Origin of the sequence: Terrilactibacillus laevilacticus, assembly GCF_006517395.1 — a bacterium.
Taxonomy (GTDB): Bacteria; Bacillota; Bacilli; order Bacillales; family Sporolactobacillaceae; genus Terrilactibacillus; species Terrilactibacillus laevilacticus.
In genome coordinates this window covers 356053-369952 of sequence record NZ_VDCY01000002.1, presented here as the reverse complement: position 1 = coordinate 369952, position 13900 = coordinate 356053, and the positions used below count along the sequence as shown (strand labels likewise).

At 36.3% G+C, this 13900-nt stretch carries 10 protein-coding genes; 8 read left to right on the top strand and 2 right to left on the bottom strand.

Translation table 11 applies throughout. The features are described 5' to 3' along the window. From htpG to FG390_RS04680, 5 genes are all read left to right on the top strand, one after another. Positions 1 to 1881, top strand: coding sequence for a molecular chaperone HtpG (gene htpG, locus FG390_RS04700; RefSeq protein WP_141189872.1), 1881 nt, complete (start codon positions 1 to 3; stop codon positions 1879 to 1881). Positions 1882 to 2330: 449 nt separating this feature from the next. Continuing rightward, positions 2331 to 3350: an NAD(P)-dependent oxidoreductase gene (locus tag FG390_RS04695; protein WP_141189871.1), complete on the top strand. Its 1020-nt coding sequence runs from the start codon at positions 2331 to 2333 to the stop codon at positions 3348 to 3350. Positions 3351 to 3566: 216 nt separating this feature from the next. Then, positions 3567 to 5201 (top strand): NAD-dependent malic enzyme, encoded by a 1635-nt coding sequence (locus FG390_RS04690; protein WP_141189870.1) that lies wholly within the window; start codon positions 3567 to 3569, stop codon positions 5199 to 5201. Positions 5202 to 5659: 458 nt separating this feature from the next. Beyond that, entirely contained in the window at positions 5660 to 6472 is an 813-nt protein-coding gene (yidA, locus tag FG390_RS04685; protein ID WP_141189869.1) for a sugar-phosphatase, read from the top strand. Between the two features lie 142 nt (positions 6473 to 6614). Continuing rightward, positions 6615 to 7958, top strand: coding sequence for a C1 family peptidase (locus FG390_RS04680; RefSeq protein ID WP_141189868.1), 1344 nt, complete (start codon positions 6615 to 6617; stop codon positions 7956 to 7958). Between the two features lie 396 nt (positions 7959 to 8354). Here the strand turns inward: FG390_RS04680 and FG390_RS04675 are convergent, their stop codons facing one another. Together FG390_RS04675 and rpiA are read right to left on the bottom strand one after the other, a co-directional pair. Next, positions 8355 to 9323: a Gfo/Idh/MocA family protein gene (locus tag FG390_RS04675; protein WP_141189867.1), complete on the bottom strand. Its 969-nt coding sequence runs from the start codon at positions 9321 to 9323 to the stop codon at positions 8355 to 8357. Further along, positions 9316 to 10017, bottom strand: coding sequence for a ribose 5-phosphate isomerase A (gene rpiA / locus FG390_RS04670; RefSeq protein ID WP_219995044.1), 702 nt, complete (start codon positions 10015 to 10017; stop codon positions 9316 to 9318). The genes FG390_RS04675 and rpiA overlap by 8 nt, the downstream gene beginning before the upstream one ends. 227 nt (positions 10018 to 10244) lie before the next feature. Between rpiA and FG390_RS04665 the strand changes: the two genes are divergently transcribed. The 3 genes from FG390_RS04665 to rlmN all read left to right on the top strand — a co-directional run bounded on the left by FG390_RS04665 (position 10245) and on the right by rlmN (position 13847). Beyond that, a complete protein-coding gene (locus FG390_RS04665) occupies positions 10245 to 11210 on the top strand; it encodes a sugar-binding transcriptional regulator (protein WP_141189866.1) in 966 nt (321 codons plus the stop codon). 407 nt (positions 11211 to 11617) lie between these two features. After that, positions 11618 to 12670, top strand: a complete 1053-nt coding sequence (locus FG390_RS04660; RefSeq protein ID WP_141189865.1) for an AI-2E family transporter — start codon at positions 11618 to 11620, stop codon at positions 12668 to 12670. Between the two features lie 109 nt (positions 12671 to 12779). Then, on the top strand, positions 12780 to 13847 hold the full coding sequence (rlmN, locus tag FG390_RS04655; RefSeq protein ID WP_141189864.1) for a dual-specificity RNA methyltransferase RlmN: 1068 nt from the start codon (positions 12780 to 12782) through the stop codon (positions 13845 to 13847). The last annotated feature ends 53 nt before the right edge of the window (positions 13848 to 13900 follow it).

Genomic DNA, 13900 nt, shown 5'->3' with positions numbered 1-13900 from the left:
ATGGAAACAAAGCAATTTAAGGCCGAATCCAAAAGACTTTTGGATATGATGATTCATTCTATTTACTCCAATCGTGAAATTTTTTTAAGAGAATTAATTTCTAATGCAAGTGATGCGATTGATAAAATCTATTACAAAGCGTTGACAGATGATTCGTTAAGCTTTGATAAAGATAGCTACTACATAAAAATAGAGGCTAACAAGGATAGCCGAACATTGACCATCTCAGATACTGGGATCGGGATGACAAAAGAAGATCTTGAAAACAACCTTGGAACCATTGCGAAGAGTGGCTCCTTAGCTTTTAAAAAAGAAACTGAATTAAAAGATGGTTATGACATCATTGGTCAATTTGGTGTTGGTTTCTATGCTGCATTTATGGTAGCTGATGAAGTTACGGTGATTAGTAAGGCACTGGGAAGTGACGAAGCTTACAAATGGCAGTCAACAGGGGCAGAGGGCTATACCATTGAACCTTGCGAAAAAGAGACTGTAGGGACTGAAATCACATTAAAAATCAAAGAAAATACCGAAGATGAAAGTTATGATGAGTATTTAGAAGAATACCGCTTAAAAGGAATTATCAAAAAATATTCCGACTTTATCCGCTATCCAATTAAAATGAATGTATCCGTTCAGAAACCTAAAAAGGATAAAGAAGATGAGTTTGAAGAAGTTCTTGAGGAACAAACGATTAATAGTATGGTTCCAATCTGGAAGAAAAACAAAAAAGAACTGACAGATGAGGACTACGAGAATTTTTATAAAGAAAAACGCTACGGTTTTGACAAACCACTCAAACATATTCACATCAATGTGGATGGGGCAGTCAGATACAATGCCATTCTTTTCATTCCGGAGAATATGCCATTTGATTACTATACGAAGGAATATGAAAAAGGCTTAGAGCTCTATTCTAACGGCGTCTTGATTATGGAAAAATGTGCCGATCTTCTTCCTGATTATTTCAGCTTCGTTAAAGGGATGGTTGATTCCGAGGATTTATCGCTTAATATTTCAAGGGAAATGCTGCAACAAGATCGCCAATTAAAGCTTATTGCAAAAAATATTAATAAAAAAATCGCCAGCCAATTAAAAAGTCTAATTAAAGATGATCGAGATAAGTACGAAGCTTTTTATAAATCATTTGGCAGACAGTTAAAATATGGCGTATATAGTGAATTTGGTACTCATAAAGATGTCTTACAGGATCTGTTAATGTTCTATTCTTCTACAGAAAAGAAAAATGTAACATTGAAAGAGTATATCTCGAGAATGCCAGAAGATCAGAAATACATTTACTACGCAGCTGGCGAATCTAACGAACGTATTGAAAAGTTACCACAGACCGAGGTTGTAGCCGATAAGGGTTATGAAATCCTTTATTTCACCGACGACGTAGATGAGTTCGCCATCCGTATGCTTCAAAAATACGATGATAAAGAATTTAAATCCGTATCAAGTAGCGATTTAGGCTTTGAAGCTGAAGAAAATGAAAAAGACACAGAAACGGAAAGTAAGGAAAATAAAGATCTATTCGATTATATGAAAGATGTACTGCAAGGCAAGGTAAAAAACGTCAAAGTATCAAAAAGATTAAAATCACACCCCGTCTGCTTATCGACTGAAGGTGAAGTCTCTATCGAAATGGAAAAAGTGTTGAATCAAATGCCGGATAATCAAAATATTAAAGCGGACAAGGTATTAGAAATTAATGTCCATCATGAAGTATTTAACTCATTAAAAGAAGCCTTTGAAAATGACAAAGATAAATTGAGTTTATATACGAATCTGTTATACAACCAAGCGTTGTTAATTGAAGGGTTGCCAATCAATGATCCAGTAGAATTTACGAATGACATATGTAAAATTATGGTTTGAGGGCGCCGCCCAAATTTGTCGGATAATATTCAATGGCAGAATAAAAGTGCAGAGCTTTGCAAAGGATAAATGCAAAGTTCTGCACTTTATTTATAGGTACATAAAAATAAGTCTTGCCAACCACCAAACATCAAAAGGAAAAGGGAAGAGAACGAAATACTAAAAAGGGCCATGTATATCTTCTCGAAAAACCAGGAATGAAATTTAACTTTATTGTTGAAACCCGCATATTTATTGCTTCATTGGGTATGATGTATAAAAGTGAAATAATACAATTTATATGTTCACAAAAAGGACACTTTCATGGGCGTTATAGTGAAAATAGAGTGCTATAATAAACCTGTGAAATAGATCACAAGCGTTTATTTCAGTGATCGTTCAATGAATCATAAGTTTTATAAAATCGTTTTCCTGAAAATTTAATAAATTAATATGTGGAGGTTACTTTTATGTCATTCAAAATTTTGTGCTACGGCGTAGAACCTTATGAAGAACACTTATATCACGAATCAAACAAATATGATTATGAATTAACATTAGTCCATGAATTACTTACGAAAGACAATGGTCATTTAGCAGAAGGCTTTGACGCTGTCTTGTTGTTTGTAAACTGTATAGCCGACCGTGATAACATTAAAAGATTCCACGATTATGGCATTAAATACGTCTTTACACGTACAGCTGGATTCAACCATATTGATCTAGAAGCTGCTGCTGAATATGGTATTAAAGTTGCTCGTGTCCCTGCATATTCACCAAACGCTATTGCTGAATTGTCTGTATCTCTTGCATTTGCTTTATCAAGACATACAACATTCACAACGGACAGAACGAAAGATTTGAACTTTGAAGTTGCTGAACCAATGTTCAGTAAAGAAATCCGTAAAAGTACCATTGGTATCATTGGTATGGGTAATATCGGTTGTGTTGAAGCTGAACTTTTCAAAGGTTTAGGTGCTAAAGTTGTAGGTTATGATGTATTCCAAAGTGATCGTGCAAAAGCACTCGTAGAATTTATGGAATTAGATGATCTATTAGCAGCATCAGATATTGTAAGCTTGCATTTACCTTATTTCCCAGGTAAAAATGAAAACTTTGTTGGTGAAGACTTTATCAGCAAAATGAAAGATGGCGCTATTCTTGTTAACACTGCACGTGGTGAAGTTGTTGATGAGGCAGCTGTATTAAAAGCGATCAAATCTGGTAAACTTGAAGGATTCGGTGCAGACGTATTAACTGAAGAAACTCGCTTCTTCGGTAAAAACTTCTCTGACGGCAAGGAATTCCCTGATGAAACAATCAAAGAACTTATTGCTCAATATCCAAAAGTTCAAATTACACCACACGTTGCCGCAATGACGACTGAAGCTGTTTCAAACATGATCGCAACAAGCTTTGAAAACTTCAATGAAGTCTTAACTAAAGGCACACTTAAAAACGAAGTAAAATTACCTGAAACAAGCAAATAAGAATCAACAATCAATGAAGGTATGTACTAGCGTTTTAAACGTTGGTGCATGCCTTTTTTATTTTTTGATTAAATCAAATTTTCGCACCAGTTGAATGCTATTTTGAAAATTATGCAAGATTAAAGTATAGTTGTTTTATTGGAAGATTAGTCTAAGTAAGTAGTAGAATAACTTTTTAACATAGATCTGTTTATGATGGAAAAAGGAGACTAATGCATGGAAGGCAAGTATTTACTAAGTGATCCGCTATACAATAAAGGAACGGGTTTTACAGAAGAAGAGAGAGTGAAATATAAATTACAAGGTCTTCTTCCGCCTGTGATTCAAACGATTGAAGAACAAGCAAACCAAATATATGATCAAATTCAACAAAAAGCTGATAACATGGAAAAACATTTGTTTTTAATGCAGATATATGATACGAATCGAACACTCTTTTATTATGTTGTTTCTAAACATATATCAGAATTTCTTCCTATTATTTATACACCGACGATCGGTGATGCTGTCATGCAATATAATCAAACTTACACGACGCCTAAGGATGCTGTATTTCTGTCCATCAATCGGCCTGAAGATATTCACCAGGCATTGCTAAATGCTGTCTCTGAACCAAACGATATTGATATTATTATCGTAACAGATGGAGAAGGGATTCTTGGAATAGGAGATTGGGGAGTCAATGGTGTTAATATTTCAGTTGGAAAACTAGCTGTCTATACAGCAGCATCAGGCATTGATCCTTCACACATTTTACCTGTTGTTTTAGATGTTGGCACAAATAATGATACCTTATTAAATGATCCTCACTATCTTGGGAATAGGCATAAACGTATTGAGGGTGAACAATATGATGCTTTTATTGAGCTATTTGTTCATGAAGTACAAGAGGTTTTTCCAAAAGCTCTGCTTCATTGGGAAGATTTTGGACGCAGTAATGCAGCGAGAATTTTGGAAAAATACAATGATAGAATTTGTACATTTAATGATGACATCCAAGGAACAGGGATTATGATGGTGGCAGCGGCGCTTGCTACGATAAAAGTTTCCCACATTCCATTGCAAGATCAACGGATTCTAATATTTGGTGCAGGGACGGCAGGGATAGGAATTGCAGAACAACTTGTAGAAGAAATCGTTCGGTCAACGGATCTTAGCGAAGCAGAAGCCATTAAGCAATTTTATATGGTTGATCGACATGGATTAGTCATAGATATTATGGAAGGATTAACCACTGGACAAGTTAAATTTGCACAGTCCTCTGAAAAATTTGATGGAAAAACCGTGAGTAATCTCTATCATATTGTAAAAGAAGTTAAACCAACGATGCTTATTGGTGCTTCAGGTGTAAGTGGTGCTTTCACAGAAGAAGTCGTAAAAGAGATGGCGAAACATACGGAACGTCCAGCTATTTTTCCAATATCGAACCCAACGAGATTAGCTGAAGCAAAAGCAAACGATTTAATACGATGGACAGATGGGAAGGCTCTCGTTGTGACAGGCAGTCCATCAGCTCCAGTGGAGTATAACGGTGTGTTTTACAAAATAGGACAGGCTAATAATGCCCTCCTTTATCCTGGACTTGGTTTTGGTATCGCGATAGCCAAAGCAACTCGAGTAACGGCTAATATGCTATCGGCAGCCGCACATGCTGTAGCTGATGTGATTGATGTTTCAAAACCAGGTGCACCCATGCTGCCATCCGTTAGAAGGTTGAATGAAACTTCCAAACTTGTGGCAAAAGCGGTGGTAAAAGAAACTCTAAGAGAAGGCCATCATCAAGTGGAGATCGACGATATTGATGAAGCCATAAATCAAGCGATTTGGACTCCAGAATATAAGGCATTATAAACTACGGCGTACTCCCTGTATTTTTCGCAGGATACGCCGCTTTTTTAGAGGTTGCTTTAAAAAGTCACCAAATGATAAGCTGCGAATCCTCAGCGCCCGCTTGTTTTTCCGGTCCTCGGGAACTGCACGGCCGCACTTAGCCTCCGACGCCCAGGCCGGGCTAGTACTGGCGTTTCTTGCAGGATGCCAGCGTACTTAGCCAGTAACCCTTTTCGTTTGTCACTTTTTTGAACACGCACTTTTAGATGAACGAAAGTAGTTAAATTTGTCCCGTTTAACGGTCAGAAAATTCCAACATAATTTGGGGATGAAAACCTCAGCACGGCTTGAAGTTTAACGGGTCTAACCTGTGTCCTTACACTCTTTTTTATATTTGCCGAGAGATAAGGTAAAATGAATATGAATAGACTATTTTTTGTGGAGCGTATTTCTACAAAAGACGCCGGGAGAGTGTGATAATGTATAAATTAATTGCCATAGATATGGATGGAACGTTATTAAATGATCAGCATGAAGTCACTAGCGAAGTTCGTTCAGCCTTGCACGCAGCAAAAGCTAAAGGTGTTAAAATAGTGCTTTGTACAGGGAGACCGATTGGCGGGGTTCATCGTTATCTTAAAGATCTTGAATTGGATCAAGAAGGAGATTATTGTATCGCCTATAATGGTGCCCTTGTGCAGCATACATACACCAATGAAATTATTAGTGAGTTGTCTTTAGGTTATAGCGATTTAAAACGTTTTTATGATTTGAGTTTAAAATTACATACAAATATGCATTTTTTTGACTCTGCAAATTTGTATACACCGAATAAAGATATCAGCAAGTATACAGTACTCGAATCCTACATGACGCAAGTTCCTCTGCATTACCGAGCCATAGAAGAAATTCCAGAAGATATCCTTTTACCAAAAGTCATGTTTATTGATGAACCCGAGCATCTAAATGAGGTTATTGCAGCCATCCCTCAGGAGTTACGTGAACACTATACAATGGTAAGGAGTTCGCCTTATTTCTATGAAATGCTTAATCCTGCGGCAAGTAAAGGAAATGCGGTTCGTAAATTAGCCGAAACTTTAGGTATAAACAGAGAAGAAGTCATATGCATGGGGGATAATGGGAACGATCTGAGTATGATTGAGTTTGCTGGGTGCGGGGTTGCCATGAATAATGCCATTCCAGAAGTCAAAGACATCGCCAATTACCAAACGCGCTCTAATAATGAAAATGGGGTAGCTCACGCGATTCATGAACTTGTTTTATCTAGATAAGGATTTAGAGTTATTTATGAACCGGCCGAGAACACACCTTAAGAGGTTCTAGGTTGTGATAATAACAAATTTGGCACATACGTATAAAACAAAGTTTTCATGCTTTTTAACATCAGTTTATTATGGGTGAGGGGGAAATTCTGTGTCTAAGGAAATTTCTATGGATATGGTTCAAAAATATTCAGATCATATTCAATCAAAAAAAGAAAATCAAATTATTAAAGATACCATCATGAAAAATGGGATACTTGCATCTATTGAAAATAAAGAGGCTGTCGTTGCAATGAACCCTGTTTTTTCACACGAGATTGAAACTGGAAAAGTATCGAATCAAAAACAAAGCGGTCGATGCTGGATGTTTGCAGCCCTTAATATCTTTCGTCACAAGATAAGTGAAAGATTTAATATCAAACAGTTTGAGCTATCACAAAATTATATGAATTTCTGGGATAAATTTGAGAAATCGAATTATTTTTTAGAAAGTATCATAAAAACCGCTCAAGAGCCGCTAGATGGCCGATTAGTTTCTTTTTTGCTGGCAACGCCTCAGCAAGATGGTGGACAATGGGATATGCTCGTTTCTCTGATCGAAAAATATGGCGTTGTACCAAAGCAAGCCATGCCAGAAACTTTTCAAAGTGAAAAGTCAATGCGTTTAAACGCTTTACTTAATGAAAGATTAAGAGAAGATGCATTGAAGTTAAGAGAATTGGTTAACGGCAAAGGATCTCCGGGAGAACTTGATAAGACAAAGGATCATATGTTGTCCGAAATCTATCGAATTCTGGCCTATGCTTTAGGTGAGCCTCCTAAAACATTTGATTTTGAATATCGAAATGACGATAAGAAGTTTCATAGGGATTTAAATATCACACCAAAAGAATTTTATGATAAGTATATTGGCGTAAATTTGAACGATTATGTCAGTGTGATTAACGCTCCAACAGAAGATAAACCATTCGGTAAAACTTATACCGTTCAATACCTTGGTAATGTGGTTGGGGGTAAAAAGATTCAATACTTAAATGTTGATATGGAGACATTGAAGACGCTTGCTGTCGAGCAGATTAAAGACAATGAGAGCGTCTGGTTTGGTTGTGATGTAGGTAAATATTCTAGTCAAGTTCATGGGATTATGGATACGAGTCTTTATGATTATGAGAAAGCCTTTGGTTTCAAATCAGGCATGAGTAAGTCGGATCGCCTCAATTATATGGGTAGTGCCTTAACGCATGCCATGGTCTTAACAGGGGTCAATCTGATTGATAACAAACCGAACCGCTGGAAAGTGGAAAATAGTTGGGGAGAAAAATGGGGAAATAAAGGATACTTTGTTATGAGCGATAATTGGATGGATGAATATACATATCAAGTGGTCATTCATAAAAAATACCTTTCCGAAGAATTGAAAAAAGCTTTGGAAAAGGAACCAATTAGTCTCAAACCATGGGATCCTATGGGGTCCCTAGCTATGTTGAGATATTAGAGTGTATAGGTCTAACAGCAAAAACATGGAAGACATCTGACTTTGCTCTCCACATAACAAAAGGCTGCCATTACTCTATTGATTAGTGGCAGCCTTTTTTCTAGAGGTTGTTCAAAAAGTCACCAAATGTTAGTGCGAATCTCGTCGCCCGCTCGTTTTTCCGGTCCTCATGTAGTGGGGATACAAGAGGATCGCTAGCTAAAGTCGCTCACGTCCTGTGGCTGGCTCTTGACGCTACTACATCATGTGGAATGCCGGTGTCCTAAGGAACTGCGCCCCTCTTATCCTCTGGCGCCCAGGAAGGGCTAGTTACTCTCGTTCTGGCAGGATGCCAGCGTACTAAGGCAGTAGCCCTTTTCATTTGTCACCTTTTTGAACACGCATTTTTATCATTATTTATTCAAAAGGATAGGTTATCCCCCATTGATGTCTAATGTTACTCATGATATCCATCACGTCAACAGAGAGTTCCAATGTTTCTTCGCTACTTTTATTTAAAAAATAATTTTGCATATCGATAATTTCATAATTAAGAGCCTTTTCCGTATCACCAGCTTCGATCACTTCGACATGACCATCAGGATAGGCGATCGTAGCAACCTGAGCCCGAGGAAAGTTTTCAACCGTGATATAGCCTTTTTCACAAGCAACAATACCTCTTTTAGGCATTTTTGATCGCATTGTTAGTGAAATGACAGCCATCTCGTCAGCCTTGTTTTTTAAAATAATGCCAGATTGTTCATCTACTCCAGTTTCAAATTCCTTAACAGTGGTTAAAACTTCATGTGGCTTTTGCGACAAAAAGAACCGTGTAAATGAAAGAGCATAAGTACCGATATCTAGTAGAGCTCCGCCTGCAAGATCTTTATTGAAAAAACGGTTGTTTACATCATATTCTTTTAAACTACCAAAGGAGACTTGAATCATTTTAACTTTGCCTAATTTGTTAGATTGGAGAATTTTACGTAACTTTTTGTATAAAGGCATATGATAAATGGTCATGGCTTCGGCAACAACTAATTTTTTTTCTTCGGCTAATTGTACAATTTCACTTAATTGCTTGTCATTCACTGTAATAGCTTTTTCGCAGAGAACATGCTTGTTGCTTTGTAAGCTTTTCATGATATATTCATAGTGATTTGAATGTGGAGTCGAAATGTATACGACATCAATATTTTGATCTTGTAGCATGTCATTATAGTCACCAAAGGCTTTTTCTACGTGAAACTTTTTCTGGAATTCTTTTGCTTTATCTAGCTTCCTTGATCCAACCGCATAGATCGTTCCATTGACTTCGTTTAATGCTTTAGCGAATTCTGCTGCAATGTTTCCTGGTCCAAGTATCGCCCAATTTAATTTATTCATGAATCTTCACCCTATATGATTGATCGTTTTTTGAATACACTTCAATGCCATCCTCCTTAGCAACGATCACTTTCGTAATCACTTTTGTAAAAAGAGAGGTATCAATGACACCGCTTATAGAATTTAATTGATCTTCGAGTTTTGGAATATCTTCTACATGATCGAAAGTTGCATCAATTAATAAGTGGCCGTTATCACTAATGGTCACTCCATCTTTCACAGCACTCTTTCTGTAGTTAGGTTCTCCTCCAAGTTCAATGATAGTCTTACTTACATATTCTAAAGCATCTTCCAATACTTCAAGCACAATGGGTTGTTTAAAAGTTAATGCGCTCACAAATTTAGATTCATCTACAAGTAAGATATACTCATTTGCCATATTAGCAATCAATTTCTCTTTTGTATGAATGCCACCACCACTTTTTAAGGCATTGAAATCCTTATCCACCTCATCACATCCATCAAATGCGATGTCAATGTGATCGATGAAACTAGTATGTAAGACATTTAAGCCGTTTCTGAGGCAGAGAGATTTTGTAGTAAATGAAGGTGTCACTATGTTAACGTGCAAATTTTGTTGCTTAATGTATTGAATTAAATAAGTTATCGTACTTCCTCCACCTAAGCCAATAATGGAGTGATCTCTTATTAACTTTGATGCAGCTTGAGCACATTCTTGTTTTATGTTTCTCACCTCATCATCTCCTTTAGGATATAAAAGAATGGGTCGAGGCCAAAAGTGGTTGCACAATTGTGCTTTGTGATATAATATGTGCTAATAATTGCCTTTAGTATACCTTCACCGATATTACCTGTCAATGAAAAAAAGAGTTAAAAGTCAAAAAATATATTAAACTTAATTTTTTACCATGTAATTAGACGAATATTTAAAAATGATCCTTGCGAGGTTAGAGAACATTTATGACAAATTCGAATGAAAAGAAGCTATTAATAAAAATTGCCCACATGTATTATGAACAGGACATGACGCAAAGCCAAATATCTAAGGAGCTCGGAATTTACCGTACGACCATTAGCCGAATGTTAAAAAAAAGTCGTGAAGAAGGCATTGTCAAAATTATAATCAATTATGATGCAGGGAATAATGAGGCAATTGAGAATGAGCTAAAAAAGCGTTTCGACCTGAAGGAAGCAATTGTTGTACCAATTGATTCCGACCAACCTAAACATTTACGTTTGAATGCGATTGGACAGGCATGTGCGAGCCTGTTAGAACGAATTAATAGAGAAGATGATATGATTGGTTTCTCATGGGGAAGTAGTTTGGCAGCTGTTGTTGAAGCACTAAGACTACAGGATAAGAAACAAAATATTCTTTGTGTTCCATTGATTGGAGGTCCTGCAGGAAAGTTAGATACTCAGTATCACGTGAATACGATCTGTTATCAAGCATCTTTAAAACTAAATGGAAAATCACTGATGATTGATGTGCCTGCCGTTATGGAACAAAAGGAGATACGCGATGCCATTATGGAATCCAACTATTTTAAAATGTTTGCTGACGTATGGAAAAATATTTCAATTGCCGTATTTGGTATTGGTTCATTAGAAATATCAGAGACTTCAACATGGCTTAATTTTTACGGAAGAGAAACAACCAGAAAATTAAAGAAAAGTCATGTCACGGGAGATATTTGTTCACAATTTTTTGATATAAATGGGAAAAGGATTCAAACAAGTATCTCAGATCGAACGATTGCTATGGATCTTAATCAAATCAAAAAGGTGCGCTATTCGATTGGTGTAGCCGAATCACCTGAAAAGGTATCCGGCATCATTGGTGCATTAAATGGTCGATATATGAATACACTTGTGACGACCGAAGAAACGGCAAGGGAAATTCTTAATCAAACAGAGGATAAATGAAACAGGTGGTAAATCCCACCTGTTTCAAATCGTACCTCGATCATGGAAAATGGATTAAACTAATTATAATATGTTACTCCGTAAAACTAAATCATCCTAATAGAGGTTGTTCAAAAAGTCACCAAATGATAAGCTACGTATCTCGACGCCCGCTCGTTTTTCCGGTCCTCAAAACAGCGCCGCCTTGATCTTCTTGCTTCTAATTTGTCACCTTTTTGAACACGCACTAATAATAATTTTCTAAATGAATAGAGAAAATTATGTTAAAATTATTATATTAGGAAATAATAAAATTACATAGAGGTTTTAAAGATTCACATATGATTTTTTAATAAGTCCTATTTGAATACATAGTAAGTCTTTTGATCTAGTAAATATGCCAAAATAGAAACGGAGATTAAGATTTTATGGATGTGTTAGTTAAGTATATACAGAAACATCAAAGTGGCATAAGGCGGTTGCTTATTTTTGCTTTACTCATTTTCATATTGTTTCTATTAAGGAGTTTAATTGATTTAATTTTACTAACGTTTATTTTCACATTCTTAATTGACAGATTGGAAACGGTCGTTCATCGTACAATCAATATACCAAGAAAACTAGTGGTTGTGATCTTATATTTATTAATAGTTTTAGGTATTTACATTGCTGTTACCATTTATTTACCGATTATTACCAAGCAAACGTTACAATTATATAATCAGACGGTGGATTATTTTAAACACACCAGTCATTCTGGCATTTTAAATTTGGTCAACTTGGCTGTTGACAAACTTCAAGAATACCATGTTGATGCTTATTTGAAATCGAGCCTTAAAATTATTCTATCTTCTTTTTCGCAGTTTGGCTCACTTGTTATTAGTTTCTTCCTTGCCCTATTATTAAGTTTATTCTTTTCCCTGGAAAAAGAAAGGCTCATACAGTTTTCAAGAGGATTTAAGGATAGTAAGATTGGATTTCTGTATGATGAACTTGCTTTCTTTGGCTCGCGTTTTGTTGGGACGTTTGGGAAAGTGCTTGAAGCGCAGTTTCTTATTGCCATTGTCAATACGGCTGTGACAGCTATCGTACTATGGTTTTTGCATTTCCCGCAATTATTTAGTTTAATAATTATGGTATTTGTCCTTAGTTTAATACCTGTTGCTGGTGTTGTGATCTCGTTAATACCTCTATGCATTATTGGTTATACTATAGGCGGATTTAAAGATGTTGTTTACATGGTATTAACGATCCTCATTGTACATGCTCTTGAAGCTTATATATTGAATCCGAAACTGATGTCTTCAAAGACAGATTTACCAGTCTTTTATACGTTTGTCATTCTCATTTTCTCAGAACATTTCTTTGGTATATGGGGATTGATTGTAGGTATTCCAGTCTTTGTCTTCCTTATAGATGTTCTTGGTGTAAACTATAAAAGGCCAGCGAAGAAGATCAGGCTTAGGCGACAAAAGGAATAGATTCTTCTAATATATGTGGTTAATTGTGGGTTATTGTCCGTATATGTTGCGACCATGCTTTATTTTGAGTAGTATAGAATTAATGCACTAAATGAAATGAGGTTACTGAATGAATAAAGAATCCATTTACGGATTAACGTTTGATAAATTAACCAATTGGCTAGTCGAACATGGACAGAAAGCGTTTCGGGCAAAGCAAATATGGGACTGGATCTACGTTAAACGAGTGACAGCCTTCTCAGATATGAATAATGTTAACAAAGCGTGTATTCAACTTTTGGAAGATCACTTTGTATTGCATACATTGAAGCAACAAATCAAACAGGAATCAGCCGACGGTACAATCAAGTTTCTATTCCAATTGCAGGATGGTAATTTAATTGAAACGGTGCTGATGAGACAAAAATATGGCTTATCTGTTTGTGTAACGACGCAAGTAGGATGTAATATCGGCTGTACCTTTTGTGCAAGCGGATTATTGAAAAAGAACCGTGATCTAACAAGCGGTGAAATTGTCGAACAAATTATGAATGTCCAATATCATTTTGATCAAGAAGGAAAAGAAGAGCGGGTAAGTCATGTGGTCGTCATGGGAATTGGCGAGCCATTTGATAATTTTGATCATCTCGTTGATTTCTTGAACATCATTAATTCTCAGCAAGGGCTAGCTATTGGAGCGAGACATATCACCGTGTCAACAAGTGGACTTGCTCATAAAATATATGAGTTTGCGGATCTCAATTTACAAGTGAATCTAGCCATTTCCTTACATGCACCAAATGATGAACTTCGCACACGGATAATGAAAATCAATAAGGCCTTTCCATTGGCCAAATTGATGCAAGCGATCGATTATTATTTACAGAAAACAAATCGTCGAATTACATTTGAATATATTTTATTAAAAGATGTCAATGATCATAAAGAAGAAGCCTTGCAGCTTGCCAAACTACTGGCGAACAAACGGCATCTTGCCTATGTAAATTTAATTCCTTATAACCCTGTATTTGAGCATGACCAATATCAACGAAGTACACCAGAAGCCATTCAAACATTCTATGAAACACTTCAGAAGAAAGGCATTAACTGCGTGGTACGTAAAGAACATGGTACAGATATTGATGCCGCATGCGGTCAATTGAGAAGTAAACAAATAAAAAAAGAAAAAGCAAGATAAAGTGAAACTTCCATCAGGGGGGTCTTTACTGCCCGTTAAGGTGGGATAAATAG